Genomic DNA, 15,838 nt, shown 5'->3' with positions numbered 1-15,838 from the left:
TCCAAGGGGCTGTGCGAAGCTGGGGCATGGCCAATCCGAACCCAGCGCCGGTGTTGGCGGGATGGTATGTCATCTCGCTGCGACCCTCGGGCGCACACGGCCCGGTGCGGCGCGCGGCGGCCGCGTTGGGCGCGCGGGTGCTGCCCATCTCTACGCTGCGGCTGCTGTCGATGGATGCAGGCGTGGCGCTCGATGCGGCCCTGGCCTGCCCGATCGTGGTGTTCACCAGCCCGGCGGCGGTGCGGTTCGCACGGGCGCAGCGGCCGCTGGCCGGCGCCCCCGTGCAAACCTGGCTGGCGGTGGGCAGCGGCACGGCCACGGCCCTGCGGCAGGCAGGCATCGCCTCGGTGCGGATGCCGGCGGACCGCGCCGATTCCGAGGGCCTGCTGGCGCTGCCGGAGCTGCAGTCGCTGCGCGGGCAAGCCGTGGGCCTGGTCACCGCGCCCGGCGGCCGCGGCCTGATCGGCGAAACCCTCGCCCACCGCGGCGCGCTCGTGCACCTGGCCGAGGTCTACCGGCGCGAACCGCTGGTGCCGCGTCCCTCGCGCACCGGCCTGATCGCGGCCCTGCCCGACACCTCGGCGCTGCTGGTTAGCAGCGTCGAAGCCTTCGATGCGCTTTGGTCGCGGCTGGGCGAGCCGATGCGGCAGACGCTGCGGCGACGCCCGGTGGTGGCCAGCAGCCCGCGGCTGGCGGCGCGGCTGGCCGAAGACGCGTTCGCGGCGATCGTCGTCGCCGACGGCGCGGCCCCGCACGCGCTGCTTGCCGCGCTGGCCGCCGATGTCGCGGGCGGGCGCTTCCGGTAGGATTACGGCTGTTTTCGCGTTATCCCCCGGCAGTGGACACCGTGCTCGAACCCCGCCCCGAATCCCCCGCCGCCCGACGCCCCTTCGGCGCCCTGGGCTGGCTGCTGCTTTTGCTGGTCGTGGCCGCGCTCGCCGCGGGCGGCTGGTACGCCTGGCGCACGCTGCGCACCCCGGCCCCCGAAGGCCCAGACCTGAGCCCCGAAGCGCTCGATGCCCGCCTGCTCGAGGCCGAACAGGCCGTGGTCACGCTGCGCCGCACGCAGCAGGGCCTGGACCAGCGCCTCACCGACACCACCGCCCGCACCGGCCTGCTGCGCGACGAAGTGCTGGGCGTGGGCCAGCGCGCCGCGATCCTGGAGGACAGCCTGCGCGAACTCTCGGCCCGGGCCAGCGAAGGCCGCGAGGCCCTGCGCCTGGACGAAGCCGAGCTGCTGCTGAGCCTGGCGCAGGCGCGCCTGGACGTGGCCGGCGACCTGCCCGGCGCGATCCGCGCCACCGCGATGGCGCGCGACGCGCTCGAGCCGCTGACCGACCCGCAGTTCATCAACCTGCGCCAGACGCTGGGCCAGGAACTGGCGGCGCTGCGCGCGCTGCCCGCCGATCCGCGCGGCGTCGCCGCCGGCGAGCTCGACGCCCTGCAGGCCAGCCTGCCGCGCCTGGCCAGCCGCGCGCCCGGCGCGCCGCCGGCGTCCGGCACGGGGTCGGGCTGGCAGCGCCTGCTCGACGCGATCGTGCAGGTGCGCCCGAGCAGCACGCAGGACCTGATCTCGCCCGCCGACCGCGCCACCGGCGAAGCCGCGCTTGGCCTCGAGCTGGCGCTGGCGCGGATCGCGCTGGACCGCCGCGACGAGGCCGGCTTCCGCGCCGCCATCGTGCGCATCGACCAGTGGCTGCAGCGTCTCTACGCCGAGGACGCCACGCTGCGCGAACGCCGCGAGCGGCTGGCCGCGCTGGGCACGCTCGACCTCAGCCCCGACCTGCCGATGTCCGGCAGTGGCCTGCAGCAACTGCGCGACCTGCGGCGGGGCATGGCGCCGTGAACCTCTACCGCAGCCTGCTCTGGTGGCTGGCCCTGGCCGCCCTGGGCGCGCTGGGCTGGACCTGGTTCTCGCAGGACCTCGGCGATGTCGTGGTCCGCTTCCGCGGCCTGACGTACACCACCACGCTGGCGTATTTCGTCATCGGCTGGGGGCTGCTTTGGTTCGCGCTGTGGGCCCTGGTGTGGCTGCTGAAGCTGCCGGTGCAGGCCTGGCGCCGGCATGCGCGCCAGCTCGCGCGCAGCCGCCTGGCCACCGGGCTCGAGGCGCTGCACCAGGGTCGCTGGCAGCGCGCCGAATCGCTGCTGCTCAAGGCGGCGGAAGAGCCGCTGCTGCGCACGCCCGCGCTGATCGGCGCGCGCCGCGCGGCCGATGGGCGCGGCGATGTCGAGGCCGCCGCCCGCCACCAGGCGGCGCTGCTGCATCAGGATCCGCAGGCCGCGGCGCTGGAGCAGGCCACGCGCCTGGCCGCGGCGCAGCGCCACGACGAAGTACTGGCCGCGCTGGCGCCGTTCGCCAATGCACCGCCGGCGGCGCAGCTGCTGCAGGCCCGCGCGCTGGTCGGCGCCGGCCGCGCGCACGAAGCGCAGGCCCAGCTCAACGCCTTGCGCCGCGAGCAAGCGTTGTCGGCGCCGGCGCTGTCGGCATTGGAAATCGAACTGACCGCCGCTGCCCTGGCGCAGTCGCCGCAGGCCGACGGCCTGCTGCAGCGCTGGAACGCGCTGCCGCCGCGCCTGCAGCAAGCGGCGCCGGTCGTGGCCGCGTTCGCGCTCCGCTCGGCCCAGCTGGGCCTCGAGGACACTGGCGCGCAGGCGCTGGCCGATGCGCTGGACGCGCAGTGGAATGAATCGCTGGTGGCCACCTACGGCCGGCTGCCGGCCGGCCGCGACCCGCAGCGCCTCGCGCGCGCCGAAGCCTGGCTGGCGGCGCATGCGGCCAGCCCGGCGCTGCTCGTTGCGCTGGGCCAGCTGTGCCTCGCGCAGCGGCTGTGGGGCAAGGCCGAAGACTTCCTGCACCGCGCGCTGGCGCAGGGCGCCGGCGCCGACGCCTGGGAACTGCTGGGCCACGCGTGGACCGCGCAGAACGACAGCCCGCGCGCCACCATCGCCTACGCCAACGCCCTGCGAGCTGCCCGCGGCGACGCCCTGCTCTCGCTCTCCGGCCGCACCCTGCGCGAACAAATCGCCGACCAGGCCGTCGCCGAACTCCGCAACGAACACGGCATCCCCCTACTGCCGCCCTGAGAAAAAAAGGGGTCAGAGTAAATATTTGTTTGAAACAAATATTTACTCTGACCCCTTTTACCGGGCTTTCAGCGTTCGATGATGGCGGCGACGCCCATGCCGCCGGCGGTGCAAACCGAGACCAGCACGCGGCCGCTGCCTTTTTCCTTGAGCAGCTTGGCGGCGGTGGCGACGATGCGGGCGCCGGTGGCGGCGAAGGGATGGCCCACGGCCAGCGAGCTGCCGACGACGTTGAGCTTCGCGCGGTCGATGCGGCCCAGCGCGCCGTCCCAGCCGAGTTTCTCGCGGCAGAAGGTTTCATCCTCCCAGGCCTTGAGCGTGCACAGCACCTGCGCGGCGAAAGCCTCGTGGATCTCGTAGAAATCGAAGTCCTGCAGCGTCAGGTTGTTTCGCTTCAGCAGCTGGGCGACGGCCCAGCACGGCGCCATCAGCAGGCCTTCGCCGTGCACGAAATCGACGGCGGCCACCTGGGCGTCGCGCAGGTAGGCCTGCACTTCCAGGCCGCGCGCACGCGCCCAGTCCTCGGACGCGAGCAGCGCGGCGGAGGCGCCGTCGGTGAGCGGCGTGGAGTTGCCCGCGGTCAGCGTGCCCTGGCCGGACGTGCGGTCGAAGGCGGGCTTGAGCGTGGCCAGCTTCTCGCGGGTGGTGTCGGGGCGCAGGATGTTGTCGCGCTCGACGCCGCGGAAGGGCGTGACCAGGTCGGCGAAGAAGCCGCGCTCGTAGGCCGCGGCGGCCTTGGTGTGCGACTCGAAGGCCAGCTGGTCCTGGTCCTCGCGGGTGATCTGCCACTCCTTGGCCATCATCTCGCAGTGCTCGCCCATCGACTTGCCGGTGCGCGGCTCGCCGACGCCCGGGAACTCGGGCTTGAGCTCCTTGAACTTGAAACCCTTGAACGCCTTGAGCCGCGCGCCGAAGCTGCGCGCCATGTTGGCGTCGAGCAGGCGGCGGCGCAGGCGCTTGTTCACCGCGATCGGCACGTCGGAGGTGGTGTCCGAACCGCCGCCGATGCCGGCCTCGATCTGGCCCACGGCGATCTTGTTGGCGATGTGGATCACGGTGTCGAGCGAGGTGCCGCAGGCGCGCTGCATCGTGATGCCCGGCGTCGCCGGCGACAGGCCCGAGCTCAGCCCCGCCTCGCGGCCGATGTTCCAGTCGCTGCTGTGCTTGAGCACCGCGCCCATGGCCACTTCGCCCAGCGCCTCGCCGTGCAGCTTGAACTTCTCGACCACGGCGCCCAGCGCCTTGATCGACATGCCCAGGTTGCCGACGTCGTGGTAGGCCGTGTTGTTGCGGACGAAGGGGATGCGGACGCCGCCGAGGATGGCGACACGACGGATGGGCGACATCGGATTCACTCCTTGCGATAACGGTGCAGCGGTATGATCGCGATCATAACCCGACGCCACCGTATGCCCATGCCGAATCCCGACCTCAGCTGCCTTGGCGCCCTCGCCGTCGAACTCTCGCCCGGCGCGGTGGCCGGCCGGACGGCGCTGTCGACGGACGAGGCCGGGGCCCTGGCCGCCCTCGTCGCCCGGGACCTCGACAAGCTGGTTCCGGGCGCCGCCGCGCTCGACCTGGGCCTGGTGGCGGCGCTGTTCGACCCGGTGGAGCTGCTGCGCCCGGGCTATCCGCTGCACGCCGAACTCGAGCGCCTCGTGGCCCGCGCCCCTGGCGCCGCCGGCGGCCGCGTGATCGGCTTCGGCGCCGGCGCCGAGGGCCTGCCGCCGCCGCTGCGGCCCGCGCCCGAACACGCGGAGGGCCCGCTGCGCCTGTTGCCGCTGCTGGTGCGGGGCGGGCCGGCCGCCGTGGCCGAGGTCGGCGAGCGCATGGAGCAGGTGCTGCTCGACACCGGCATGGCCGGCGCCGACACCGCGCTGCTGGCGCAGGACGGCTTCGGCGCCGCGGTCGAGCACGCGCGCCTGCTGACCCTCAACGACCTGGCCGCGATGATGGCCATGCAGTACGACCACGCCGGCCTGGGCCCGCTGTGGCCGCTGGTCGAAGCCGCGCTGCTGGCGCCGGAAAGCGAGCAATGGCTGGATGCGCCGCCCGAACCGCTGGCGCGCTACGCCGGCGGCGAGGTGCGGATGGCCATGCTCGACGCTGACGCCTGGTCCGAGGGCGGCTTCGCGCCCGCCGGCGCCGACGCGGCCGCGCTGGGCCGCGCCTTCGAGCGCTTCCAGATGCGCCAGCGCCAGTTCGCCGCGGTGCTCGGGGCGCACGGCATTCCCGTCACCTTCGACCACTGCCCGGCCGGGCAGGACCCGCGCGCGGTGCTGTCGGCCTGAAGCGCGGCTGAGGCTTCACGCCGAAGCGATGGTTGCGGGCGGAGGGATGCGGAACAATGCGGGGTCCCTCGGAGTCCCGCCATGCCCCTGTCCCACCTCGTCCTGCTGATCGGCCTCGTCGCCCTCGCCCCGTTTGCCCGGGCCCAGGGCGTGGACCCGGGCGCGGGGCCCGAACCAGGCCAGGCTCCGGACCTGACCGCGTCCGCCGACGTCGCGAATGGCGCCGTGGCGACGTCCTGCGGGCTGCGCGCGGAGGGCGACACGCGGCCGCGGATCGGCCTGGTGCTCGGCGGCGGCGGTGCGCGCGGCTTCGCGCACGTCGCGGTGCTCAAGGAGCTCGAGCGGCAGCGCATCCCGGTGGACTGCATCGCCGGCACCAGCATGGGCGCGATCGTCGGCGGGCTGTACGCCTCGGGCATGAGCGCGGTCGAGCTCGAGAAGCAGATGCGCGCGATGGACTGGGGCAGCATGTTCGTGGACCGCCTGGAGCGGCCGCAGCGCTCCTTCCGCCGCAAGCGCGACGACGACCTGGCGCTGGTGGCCGGCAAGCCCGGCATCGGCAACGAGGGCCTGAAGATCGCGCCCGGCGTGCTCTCCGGCGAGCGCGCGCTGCTGCTGCTCGAGGAGCTGACCCAGCCCGTGGCCACGCGCGATGACTTCGACGCGCTGCCGATCCCCTTCCGCGCCGTCGCCACCGACCTCAACTCCGGCCAGGCCGTGGTGCTTGGCTCGGGCAACCTGGCGTTGGCGATGCGCGCCAGCATGTCCATCCCGGGCATCTTCAAGCCGGTGGTGGTGGACGGGAAAGTGCTGGTGGACGGCGGCCTGGCCAACCAGGTGCCGGTGGACGTGGTGCGGGCGATGGGCGCCGACGTGGTGATCGCGGTGGACGTGAGCACGCCGCTGTCCAAGCTCGACGAAGGCGCCAGCCTGTTCTCCATCGTCGACCAGATCAGCGGCTTCATGACCGTGGGCAGCGCGCGCGCCCAGACCACCACGCTCGGCCCGCGCGACCTGCTGGTGCGGCCGCCGCTGGGCGCCGAGGTGTCGACCTCGGACTTCGCAAAGATCGAACTGGCGATGGAGCTCGGCGAGCGGGGCATCGAGGAGCTGCGCCCGCGGCTCGCGGCGCTGGCGCTGCCGGCGGAAACCTACGAGGCCGCGATGGCCACGCGCGACCAGCCCTCGCGCGACGCACCGGTGGTCGACTTCGTGCGCCTGGACAACCGCAGCCGCTACGCCGACGCCTTCCTGCTGGCGCGGCTGGACGTCGCGCCCGGCCAACCGCTGGACACCACGCGCCTGCAGGAGAATCTGCAGCGCATCTACGGCCTGGACACCATGGACCTGGTGACCTACGACCTGATCGAGGAAGACGGCCGCACCGGCGTGGTGGTGCGCGTGGTGCCGCACAGCTACGGCCCGAACTACCTCGAGACCGGCCTGAGCCTGTACTCCGATTTCAGCGGCGACTTCTTCGTGAACCTGCGCGCCGGCGTGCTGCGCGCGCCCGTGAACGAAAGCGGCGGCGAAGTGCGCGGGCTGCTGCAGCTGGGCGACGAGCCCGGCCTGCTGATGGACTGGTACCAGCCGCTGGGCGCCAACAGCGACTACTTCACGCTGCTGCAGCTCAGCGGCGAGAGCCCCAAGTTCACCCTCTTCAACGAAGACGGCGAGCGGCTGGCGAACTTCCGCGCGCCCAACTGGGGCGGCGAGATCGGCCTGGGCCGCGAGTTCGGCAACTTCGGCGCGGCCACGCTGTCGGTGCGCCGCCGCTACGGCTCCGCCAAGCCCGAGCTGTTCGACCCGCTGTTCGAGGAGCTCGACTACGACCTGGGCGAAGCCGAGTTCACGCTCACCTACGACCGCATCGACAGCACCTACCTGCCGCGCGCCGGCACCTACGCGGTGTTCAGCCAGGTGGCCTCGCGCGAAAGCCTGGGCGCGGACGGCGATTTCGACCAGTCGAACTTCGACGTGATCCACGCCCGCGCGATCGGCAAGCACTCGGGCTTCGCCGGCCTGCGCTACCACGTGTCGAGCAGCGACCTGATCCCGATCCAGAGCCAGTTCCGCCTCGGCGGCCTGACGCGCTTCGCCGGCTACCGGCCGAACGAGCGGCTGGCCGACAACTACGCGCTGGTCTATGGCGGCTACACCTACGAACTGGGCCGCGTGCTGAGCCGGCCGGCGGTGCTGGGCGGCACGCTCGAATACGGCCGCACCTGGGCCACCGGCGCCGACCTCGACGGCGCGGAGGGCGAGCTGCACGGCAGCGTCTACTTCGGCTTCGATTCCTGGCTCGGCCCGCTGCAGCTCGGCTACGGCCTGCGCCAGGGCGGCGAGGGCATCTTCCTGCTCGAACTGGGCCGCCCGCGCTGAGCCGTCAGCGCGCCGCGCGGCCCCAGTAGCCCAGTTCGCGGCGAACCTGCAGGCCGCGGTACAGCGCCGACAGCGGCTTGCGCCGCAGTGCGCCCAGCTCGCCGGCCAGCAGCGCTTCGGTGGCGGCGATCACGCGCTCGCTGGCGCGGCCGTCGCGGGCCGGGTGGATGGCGTCGGCGTAATCGGCGATGGCTTTCGCGAGCCCTGGCGTCGGGGCGAACGCACGCGCCAGCTGCGCAGGCAGGTCTTCCGGCCGGTCGAAATCGAGCATGTGCGGCTTCGGCGCGCGGTTGCGGAAAGTGACCACCGGCTTGCGCTGCACCGCGAACTCCGAGACCACCGAGGTGGTGTCGGCCACCAGCACGTCGGCGGCACGCTGCGCCGCCATCAGCTGCTCGGTCTCGACGAAGACGGCGTTTTCGCCCGCCATCGCGCGGTAGCGCTCGAACAGGCCAGGCGCGCACTTCGGATGCAGGGTGAGGATCCAGAAGCGCTCGCCGCGCGCGATCTCGGCGGCGATGGCGTCGGCCAGGTGCGGCGCCGCACTCAGCCGCTCGGTGAAGGTGGAGGCGAACAGCACCACCGGCCGGCCGCGGGCGCGCAGGCGCAGCGCGCGCGCGTCGGCGTCCTCTTCGCGGAACAGCGGATCGAGCTTGGGCCAGCCGGTCTCGACCACGGCGAAGTGGCCCTGCTCGCGCGCCATCGCCGCGAACGGCGCCGTGGTCAGCGGGCCCTGCGTGCAGTAGAGGTCGAACAGCCCGCGCACGCGGAAGTGCCCGCGTTGGTCGCTGCGCTTCTCGACGTTGAAGCCGTGGAAGAGCTGGACCTTGGCGCCCGACACGAAGGTGGGCACCGTGTTGGCGGCGCTGAACACCGCGCGCGGCCGCAGCGCCACCGCGCCGCGCACGTCCACCGGGCGCACCGGCGGCGGCAGCGTGGCGCCCGCGGCGCCGGCCACGAACAGGCTGCTGACGCCGTGGCCGGCGGCTTGCAGCGCGCTCGCCAGCGGCCCCAGAATGGGCAGCGCATAGCGCTCCGTCGCGAACAGCAGGTATTCCGCCATCAACGCCTCCCCGGCCCCGTCGCCGCGCCTCTCGGCCTGCATTATCACGTTCAACGAGGCCGGCCGCCTAGCCGACTGCCTCGATTCGCTGGCGTTCTGCGACGAGATCATCGTGGTGGACTCGCATTCCACCGACGCCACCGTGGCGATCGCCGAGGCGAAGGGCGCCCGTGTGTTCCTACGGAAGTTCGAGGGTTTCCGCAGCCAGAAGCAGTTCGCGGTCGAGCAGGCCACGCACGACTGGGTACTTTGCCTGGACGCCGACGAGCGCGTTTCACCGGCGCTGCGCGACGCCATCCTGGTCGCGCGCGACACCGGCTTCAACGGCGCGGCGGGCTACCGGTTCGCGCGGCTGTCCGATTACTTCGGGCGCTTCCTGCGCCACGGCAACGCTTACCCCGACCGCGTGCTGCGGCTGTTCGACCGCCGGCGCGGCGGCTGGCGCGGCACCCGCGAGATCCACGAGGCCGCCAGCGTCGACGGCCCGGTTCGCACGCTGGCGGGCGATCTCATCCACTACCCGTACCGCTCGCTCGAGCAGCAGCTGGCGAAGACCCAGAAGTACGCGCGCATGATGGCCGAGCACGAGTTCGCCCGCGGCAAGCGCGCCTCGCTCGCGAAGCTGGTGCTCGCGCCCGCGTGGCGCTTCTGGCGCGGCTACCTGCTGCGCGGCGGCTTCCGGGACGGCTGGCATGGCCTGGTCTACGCCTACGTCCGCGCCAACTACGTCCGCCAGAAGACCGTGATGCTGTGGCTCCTCCAGAACGGCCAACCCGTGGCGGACCCTGTAGGAGGGCCTTCAGGCCCGAATGCCGCGCCGCCGGTGGGAGGTGTTTCAACCCCGATCCCGCCGCCCAAGGACCCCTGACATGTGCGGCATCGCCGGCGCCTGGCTCCCCGACGCGCGCAATCCGGAAGACACGCTGCTGGCCCTGGGCCGCCGCCTCGGCGCCGCCATCGCCCACCGCGGCCCCGACGACGCCGGCGCCTGGGCCGAGCCCGCCACCGGCCTCGTGCTCGCGCACCAGCGCCTGGCCATCGTCGACCTCAGCCCGGAAGGCCACCAGCCGATGGCCTCGGCCGACGGGCGCTGGGTGATCGCCTTCAACGGCGAGATCTACGACCACGCCGCGATCCGCGCCGAGCTGGTTGCGCTGGGCCACGGCTTCCGCGGCCGCTCCGACACCGAAGTGCTGCTGGCGGCGATTTCGCAGTGGGGCGTCGAAGGCGCGCTGGCGCGCGGCAACGGCATGCTCGCCTTCGCGGCCTGGGACCGGCACGAACGCGTGCTGTGGCTCGCGCGCGACCGGCTCGGGAAGAAGCCTCTGTATTACGGGCTGAGCGACGGCCGGCTGGTCTTCGGCAGTGAGCTGGCGGCGCTGCGCGCGCTGCCCGGGTTCCGCGCCGAGGTCGATCCCGATGCGCTGGCGCTGCTGCTGCGCTTCGACTACATCCCGGCGCCGCATTCGATCCTGCGCGGCGTGCGCAAGCTGCCGGCGGGCCACCTGCTGCGGCTGGACGCGGCGTCGCTGGCCTCGCGCGAGCTGCCCGCGCCGCGCGTGTGGTGGAGCGCGCTCGACGCGCAGCGCGCCGCCATCGCGCGCGGGTTCGACGGCGACGAGGCCGCCGCGCTCGACCGGCTCGACGCGCTGCTGCGCGACGCCACCGCGCTGCGCATGGAGGCCGACGTGCCGCTGGGCAGCTTCCTGTCCGGCGGCACCGACTCCTCGCTGGTCACCGCGCTGATGCAGGCGCAGTCGTCGCAGCCCGTGCGCACGTTCTCGATCGGCTTCGACAACGCCGTGCACGACGAGAGCGAGCAGGCCGCCGCGGTCGCCGCCCATCTCGGCACGGCGCACACGCCGCTGCACGTGGACGGCCGCGCCGCGCTGGACTTGGTGCCGGAGCTGCCCCGGCTGTTCGATGAACCCTTCGCCGACTCCTCGCAGATCCCGACCACGTTGCTGTGCCGCCTCACGCGCCGGCACGTCACCGTGGCGCTTTCGGGCGACGGCGGTGATGAACTTTTCTTCGGCTACCGCCGCTACGCCCGCACGCTGAAGAACGACGCGCTGCTGCACCGCCTGCCGCGCAAGGCCCTGGCGAAGCTCGCGGGTAATCCCGGCGAACGCGCGCGCCTCGGCGGCCTGGCCGCACTGCGCGCCGAGCTGGCCACCGGCGACCTGCAGGGCCTGGCGCGCCATCGCGTCAGTCATTGGAAAGACCCGGAAGCCGTGGTGATCGGCGCTCGCCGCCTGGCCACCGCCTACGACGATCCGCGGGCGATGCCTGGCCTCGGCACGCCGGGCGATGCGCTGATGGCGCTCGACACCGCCTGCTACCTGCCCGAGGACATCCTCACGAAAGTGGACCGCGCCAGCATGTCGGTGGCGCTGGAGGCACGCGCGCCGCTGCTCGACTACCGCGTCGCCGACTTCGCCTGGTCGCTGCCGATGGCGATGAAGTATCGGGATGGCGAGCTCAAGGTGCTGCCCAAGCGCCTGCTCGAGCGCTACCTGCCGCGCGAAATGGTCTACCGCAGCAAGGCCGGCTTCGGCGCACCCGTCGGCGACTGGCTGCGCGGGCCGCTGCGCGATTGGGCCGAGGCGCAGCTGTCCGAGCCGCGGCTGCGCGAGGAAGGCCACTTCGACCCGGCGCCGATCCGCGCGCTGTGGCGCGAGTTCCTGGCCGGCGAGCGCAAGTGGCACACGCACCTGTGGGGCGTGCTGATGTTCCAGGCGTGGCGCGCGACGCTGCGCTGAGGTTCTTCGCGACGGCATTGCGCGGCCGCTTCGATGGCGGGGCTGGAATTGAACGCGGATAAGGGCGGATGGGCGCGGATAAAGGCGGATGTCCAACAGTGCCCGGTTCCTACTCTCCCCCCCGGCCCGCCTTGGTCCTTCGAGACCGCCAGGCATGCACCAACTCGCGCAAGTCCGGCGGGGCTACGCTGAACGCCCAGAAAAACGCGACGGCGTACGGCATCAGGAATCCGCCGAGGGGAAGCAGCAGTGCTTTCCACAAGGGAACCAAGCCAGCGTCGAACTGCGCGACCGCGACCGCCGCGAGGACGATGAAGGCGATGACGGCCAGCCCGTGCAACATTCGCATGGGAAGGCTCGGATCCTATTCGACGACGGACGGGCGTGTCTTGGGCAGCGCGGCTTCGTACATTTTGTAGCCGGCGTCGGCCATGCCCAGCGACTCGTAGGTGCGCTGGGCGTTGGTGTTGTGGTGCTCGACGTAGAGGCGGAGGCCGCAGACGTCCTCGCGGGCTTCGGCGGCCTGCTTCACGTGCGCGTAAAGCGCGGCATAGACGCCCTGGCGGCGGTGTCCAGGGGCGACGTAGACGCTCTGGATCCACCACCAGTCACCGTTGCGCCAGTCGCTCCACTCGTAGGTGAGCATGAGGGTGCCGGCGGCTTCGCCGTGGCGCTCGGCGATGAAGTAGCGGCCGCGGCCGGGCTGGTCGAACACCGCGCGGATGCCTTTGCGCACGGTGTCCGGGTCGAGCCGCTTTTGCTCGGTTTCCCAGGCCATGGCGACGGCCCAATCTGCCATGCGCTCGATGTCATCGACGGTGGCGTTGCGGATGGCGATGTCGGACATGGCATTCCCGGAGGCTGGCGGCGCCCAGTTTAGCGGGGCGCGCGCCAGGCAGCTCGCTCCGGCTTACTCCGCGGGGCCGGCGTCGGCCGGCGGGGCGTTGACCAGCTCGATCACGCCGCAGGCAATGCGGCCGCCGGCGTTGCCGGTGGGCTGGGTGGTGTAGTCGTCGGCCTGCGCGTGGACGATGACACCCTTGCCGACGATGTCGTTGGCGCCGCCGCTGGCGATCTCGAGGCCGGCCAGCGTCTGGTCCACGGCCGCCTCGCCGTTCTCGCCGGCGGTCTGGTTCGGGATGTCGCCGGCGTGGTGCGGGCCGCCGGTGGCGCGGTCGCCGTGCGGCTGCTGGCCCGGGTTGAAGTGGCCGCCCGCGCTGGTCGCATCCGGCGCGCTGCAATCGCCGAATTCGTGCACGTGCAGCGCGTGCGTGGCGCCGGGCTGCAGGCCGGCGAGCGTGCCGGTGACGCGCACGCCGCCGTCGGCGATGTCGAACACGAGTTCGCCGCTGACGCCGCTCTCGCCCACCGCGGCCAGCGTGGCGCGGGCGGACGCCGCGAGCTGGGTCGCCACGGGTGCGGGTTCAGCGGGTGCCGGCTCGGCCGTCGGCGCAGGCGCGGGCGACGCGTCGGCCACCGGGGCTTCCTCCCGGCCACAGGCGGCGAGGGCGAGGGTGATTCCCAGCAGCATCGCGGTGCGGGTCAGGGTCATGTCGGATCCTTCTGAATTCGGAGGTGGGCCGGCAGCTTGGCGGCCCGGGCATTAACAGGGAGTCAAAAGCCGGTGGCCCGTCGCGGCATCAGGCCGGGCGATGCAGTGCGCAAAGCTTGTTGCCATCCGGGTCGCGCACGTAGCTCAGGTAAAGCGTGCCGATCGCGTTGGTGCGCGGTCCCGGCGGGCCCTCGCAGCTGGTGCCGCCGTTCGCCACCGCGATGTCGTGGAACTGCTGAACCTGCTCGGGCGAGCTGCACTTGAAGCCGAGGGTGGCGCCGTTGGCGATCGTGGCGGGCTCGCCGTTGATCGGCTCGGTGACGCAGAAAGTACTGCCGTCGTGGCGATAGAACAGGCGCTTGTGGCCCGTGCCCGAGGTGTTTTCGAACGGCGCGCCGGCGCCGAGGAAGCCCAACACGGCGTCGTAAAAACGCTTGGATCGTTCGATATCGTTGGTACCGACCATGACGTGGCTGAACACGCGGCTTCTCCTCGGGGAATGGGTCCGGCGATCGTCGCAAACCGGCGGGTGCCGGCGCTAGGGTGATTTACGCCGGCGAGTGGCGCCCAGCTTGCGCGTGACGGTGTTTCGGCCCAGGCCCAGTTTTTCGGCCGCCAGCTGGCGATGGCCCTCGGTGTGTTCGAGCGCGGTTTCCAGCAGTACCTGGTCGAAGCGCTCGCGCAGGGCCGCGTGCAGGCCGGCATCGCCGCGGGCCAGCGCCTCGCGCGCGGCCTGGGCGAGGGCGCGGGTCCAGTCGTCGGTGCCCGCGGTGTTGCCTTCGCTGCGCAGCGCGCTGCCCAGCTCGCGCAGGGTGATGGTTTCGCCGGTCGCCAGCGCCACCAGCCGCCAGCACAGGTTCTCCAGCTCGCGCACGTTGCCGGGCCAGTCGTGGCGCTCGAGCCGCTTCAGCGCCTCGGGGTGGAAGCGCTTGGCCGGCGCACCGAATTTCTTCGCGGCCTGGGCCAGGAAGCGCGCGGCCAGCGCCGGCACGTCACCCTTGCGCTCGCGCAGCGGCGGCAGCCGGAGCCGCACCACGTCGAGGCGATGCAGCAGGTCGGCGCGGAAGCTGCCGTCGCGCACCTTGGCCTCGAGGTCCTGGTGGGTGGCGGCGATCACGCGCACGTCCACCTTGATCAGCTCGCGGCCGCCGACGCGGAAGAACTCGCCTTCGGCCAGCACGCGCAGCAGCCGCGTCTGCAGCGAGGCCGGCATGTCGCCGATCTCGTCGAGGAACAGCGTGCCGCCGTCGGCCTGCTCGAAACGCCCGACGTGGCGCTTCTGCGCGCCGGTGAAGGCGCCGGCCTCGTGGCCGAACAGTTCGCTTTCCAGCAGCTCGGCGGGAATGGCCGCGGTGTTGAGCGCGACGAACGGCTTGCGCGCGCGCGGCGACTCGCGGTGCAGCGCGCGCGCCACCAGCTCCTTGCCGGTGCCGGTTTCGCCGGTGATCAGCACGTTGAGCGGCGCCTGCGCCAGGCGGCCGATGGCGCGGAAGAGTTCGCGCATCGCCGGTGTTTCGCCGACCAGGGCATCGCCCATCTCCGGGGCCGGCGGCACCGGCGCGGCCTCGGCGGCGGGCAGCGCCCGCGCCGCCAGCGCCACGGCCTCGTCGAGGTCGAAGGGCTTGGAGAGGAATTCATGGGCGCCGCCGCGGAAGGCGCCGGCCGTGCTGGCGATGTCGGTGTAGGCGGACATCACCACCACCGGCAGGTCGGGGCGCTTCGCCTTCAGGGCGTCGAGGAAGGCCAGGCCGTCCATGCCCGGCATGCGCACGTCGGTGAACACCAGGTCGGGCAGCTCGCCGTCGGCCAGCGCGGCCAGGGCCTGGCGCGGATCCTCGAAGGCGCCCACCGCATAGCCCGCATCGCGCAGCGCCTCGGCCAGCACGAAGCGGACCGTGCGGTCGTCATCGACGACCCAGAGGCGGGCCGGGGAATCGGCGGCGATGCGGGCAGGGGAAGGCGACATCGCCGCAGTTTGCACCAAGAAGGTGCAGGCCGCGAGGGACAGCGCGACCCACCCTGGTCCACGCCCGCCTGGGGCCTAACCCATGCCGCCTGGCGCGGGGATTCAATAGACTTCTGCGCCAGGATCCAATCGAGAGCACACCATGAGCATCGACAGCGCCTTGATCGTTCGCAGGGCCGCGCTGCCCACGGCGGCACAGTTGGCCGCTGACATCGCGGAAACCGGCGTAATCATGGCTTTCCCCGCGGACTTCGCCCTGGACCAGAACATCGAGGGCTGGGTGCCAGTGAGCGTCGACGGGCAGCCGAGCGGATTCCGCTATGCGGTCCAGTCGCTGGCCGAACTCGACCTGGCGGAGCTGCCGGACGGTGCCGCCGGGGCCGGAGACACGCTGCTGGCGTTCGGCGCGCAAGGCGCCTTGTCCGCCCAAACGGTCACGCTGGTCCACGAGGTCATGGGGCGCCGCTACCGGGCCTGGCTGTTGATCGAAGATGAACTTCTCCCACCGGACGAGAGCTGGGGACCCGGCGCCCCGCTGGACGACCTCCACGTTGATCGGCGTGGCTCGCCGGCGAAACTGGCCGGGGACGTGGAGGCCTATGTTGCCCAGCACTACCCGCCCGCTGCGCCGGCCCGCCGCGGGGCGGCCAGGGAAATGCTGAAGCAGTTGATCGTTCCCATCCTCGTCTTCGTCGCCCTCGGCGGCTTTTACCTCTGGTCCCAGCTCAAGTAGGG

At 72.4% G+C, this 15,838-nt stretch carries 15 protein-coding genes; 8 read left to right on the top strand and 7 right to left on the bottom strand.

The window, feature by feature from the left end:
- Positions 1-26 precede the first annotated feature (26 nt).
- From VFV21_RS13100 to VFV21_RS13090, 3 genes are read left to right on the top strand one after another with little or no spacing between them, the layout of a single operon-like run.
- On the top strand, positions 27-806 hold the full coding sequence (locus VFV21_RS13100; protein ID WP_329669863.1) for a uroporphyrinogen-III synthase: 780 nt from the start codon (positions 27-29) through the stop codon (positions 804-806).
- Positions 807-847: 41 nt separating this feature from the next.
- Positions 848-1,846, top strand: coding sequence for a uroporphyrinogen-III C-methyltransferase (locus tag VFV21_RS13095; protein ID WP_329669862.1), 999 nt, complete (start codon positions 848-850; stop codon positions 1,844-1,846).
- A complete protein-coding gene (locus VFV21_RS13090; RefSeq protein ID WP_329669861.1) occupies positions 1,843-3,087 on the top strand; it encodes a heme biosynthesis HemY N-terminal domain-containing protein in 1,245 nt (414 codons plus the stop codon). Before VFV21_RS13095 ends, VFV21_RS13090 begins: the two co-directional genes overlap by 4 nt.
- 68 nt (positions 3,088-3,155) lie before the next feature.
- Here VFV21_RS13090 and VFV21_RS13085 read toward each other — a convergent pair whose 3' ends face one another.
- Positions 3,156-4,433, bottom strand: a complete 1,278-nt coding sequence (locus VFV21_RS13085; protein WP_329669860.1) for an acetyl-CoA C-acetyltransferase — start codon at positions 4,431-4,433, stop codon at positions 3,156-3,158.
- A gap of 63 nt (positions 4,434-4,496) precedes the next feature.
- On the opposite strand from VFV21_RS13085, the gene VFV21_RS13080 reads away from it, so the two are divergent.
- Entirely contained in the window at positions 4,497-5,378 is an 882-nt protein-coding gene (locus tag VFV21_RS13080; RefSeq protein ID WP_329669859.1) for a hypothetical protein, read from the top strand.
- Positions 5,379-5,459: 81 nt separating this feature from the next.
- Positions 5,460-7,760 carry a patatin-like phospholipase family protein gene (locus VFV21_RS13075; RefSeq protein ID WP_329669858.1) on the top strand — a complete coding sequence of 767 codons (2,301 nt, stop codon included), beginning with the start codon at positions 5,460-5,462 and terminating at the stop codon, positions 7,758-7,760.
- A gap of 4 nt (positions 7,761-7,764) precedes the next feature.
- Here VFV21_RS13075 and VFV21_RS13070 read toward each other — a convergent pair whose 3' ends face one another.
- A complete protein-coding gene (locus tag VFV21_RS13070) occupies positions 7,765-8,826 on the bottom strand; it encodes a CDP-glycerol glycerophosphotransferase family protein (RefSeq protein ID WP_329669928.1) in 1,062 nt (353 codons plus the stop codon).
- Here VFV21_RS13070 and VFV21_RS13065 point away from each other — a divergent pair.
- Together VFV21_RS13065 and asnB are read left to right on the top strand one after the other, a co-directional pair.
- On the top strand, positions 8,822-9,691 hold the full coding sequence (locus VFV21_RS13065; protein WP_329669927.1) for a glycosyltransferase family 2 protein: 870 nt from the start codon (positions 8,822-8,824) through the stop codon (positions 9,689-9,691). The two genes, VFV21_RS13070 and VFV21_RS13065, sit on opposite strands and share 5 nt — an antisense overlap.
- A gap of 1 nt (position 9,692) precedes the next feature.
- Complete coding sequence (asnB, locus tag VFV21_RS13060) at positions 9,693-11,585, top strand: asparagine synthase (glutamine-hydrolyzing) (protein WP_329669857.1); 1,893 nt, start codon at positions 9,693-9,695, stop codon at positions 11,583-11,585.
- Positions 11,586-11,694: 109 nt separating this feature from the next.
- Here asnB and VFV21_RS13055 read toward each other — a convergent pair whose 3' ends face one another.
- The 5 genes from VFV21_RS13055 to ntrC form a co-directional block, all read right to left on the bottom strand.
- Positions 11,695-11,934, bottom strand: a complete 240-nt coding sequence (locus VFV21_RS13055; protein ID WP_329669856.1) for a hypothetical protein — start codon at positions 11,932-11,934, stop codon at positions 11,695-11,697.
- 15 nt (positions 11,935-11,949) lie between these two features.
- Positions 11,950-12,432, bottom strand: a complete 483-nt coding sequence (locus VFV21_RS13050) for a GNAT family N-acetyltransferase (RefSeq protein WP_329669855.1) — start codon at positions 12,430-12,432, stop codon at positions 11,950-11,952.
- A gap of 63 nt (positions 12,433-12,495) precedes the next feature.
- The gene (locus VFV21_RS13045; protein ID WP_329669854.1) at positions 12,496-13,137 is read right to left on the bottom strand and encodes a superoxide dismutase family protein; all 642 of its coding nucleotides are present in this window, start codon (positions 13,135-13,137) and stop codon (positions 12,496-12,498) included.
- An 88-nt stretch (positions 13,138-13,225) separates the two neighbouring features.
- Complete coding sequence (locus tag VFV21_RS13040) at positions 13,226-13,618, bottom strand: VOC family protein (RefSeq protein ID WP_329669853.1); 393 nt, start codon at positions 13,616-13,618, stop codon at positions 13,226-13,228.
- 57 nt (positions 13,619-13,675) lie between these two features.
- A complete protein-coding gene (gene ntrC, locus VFV21_RS13035; RefSeq protein WP_329669852.1) occupies positions 13,676-15,103 on the bottom strand; it encodes a nitrogen regulation protein NR(I) in 1,428 nt (475 codons plus the stop codon).
- 142 nt (positions 15,104-15,245) lie between these two features.
- On the opposite strand from ntrC, the gene VFV21_RS13030 reads away from it, so the two are divergent.
- Positions 15,246-15,836: a hypothetical protein gene (locus tag VFV21_RS13030; protein ID WP_329669851.1), complete on the top strand. Its 591-nt coding sequence runs from the start codon at positions 15,246-15,248 to the stop codon at positions 15,834-15,836.
- Positions 15,837-15,838 lie beyond the last annotated feature (2 nt).

This window comes from Arenimonas sp., from assembly GCF_036275555.1.
In the GTDB taxonomy this organism is placed as follows: domain Bacteria; phylum Pseudomonadota; class Gammaproteobacteria; order Xanthomonadales; family Xanthomonadaceae; genus Arenimonas.
Note: the sequence above shows the minus strand (reverse complement) of the source record. Positions and strands in the feature narration are given on the sequence as shown.

What these genes read in the sequence shown, in the direction of transcription:
- VFV21_RS13100 (WP_329669863.1), top strand. Translation starts at nt 27, where the DNA reads ATGGCCAATCCGAACCCAGCGCCGGTGTTGGCGGGATGGTATGTCATC.
- VFV21_RS13085 (WP_329669860.1), bottom strand. Translation starts at nt 4,433, where the DNA reads ATGTCGCCCATCCGTCGTGTCGCCATCCTCGGCGGCGTCCGCATCCCC.
- VFV21_RS13080 (WP_329669859.1), top strand. Translation starts at nt 4,497, where the DNA reads ATGCCCATGCCGAATCCCGACCTCAGCTGCCTTGGCGCCCTCGCCGTC.
- VFV21_RS13075 (WP_329669858.1), top strand. Translation starts at nt 5,460, where the DNA reads ATGCCCCTGTCCCACCTCGTCCTGCTGATCGGCCTCGTCGCCCTCGCC.
- asnB (WP_329669857.1), top strand. Translation starts at nt 9,693, where the DNA reads ATGTGCGGCATCGCCGGCGCCTGGCTCCCCGACGCGCGCAATCCGGAA.
- VFV21_RS13055 (WP_329669856.1), bottom strand. Translation starts at nt 11,934, where the DNA reads ATGCGAATGTTGCACGGGCTGGCCGTCATCGCCTTCATCGTCCTCGCG.
- VFV21_RS13050 (WP_329669855.1), bottom strand. Translation starts at nt 12,432, where the DNA reads ATGTCCGACATCGCCATCCGCAACGCCACCGTCGATGACATCGAGCGC.
- VFV21_RS13045 (WP_329669854.1), bottom strand. Translation starts at nt 13,137, where the DNA reads ATGACCCTGACCCGCACCGCGATGCTGCTGGGAATCACCCTCGCCCTC.
- ntrC (WP_329669852.1), bottom strand. Translation starts at nt 15,103, where the DNA reads ATGTCGCCTTCCCCTGCCCGCATCGCCGCCGATTCCCCGGCCCGCCTC.
- VFV21_RS13030 (WP_329669851.1), top strand. Translation starts at nt 15,246, where the DNA reads ATGAGCATCGACAGCGCCTTGATCGTTCGCAGGGCCGCGCTGCCCACG.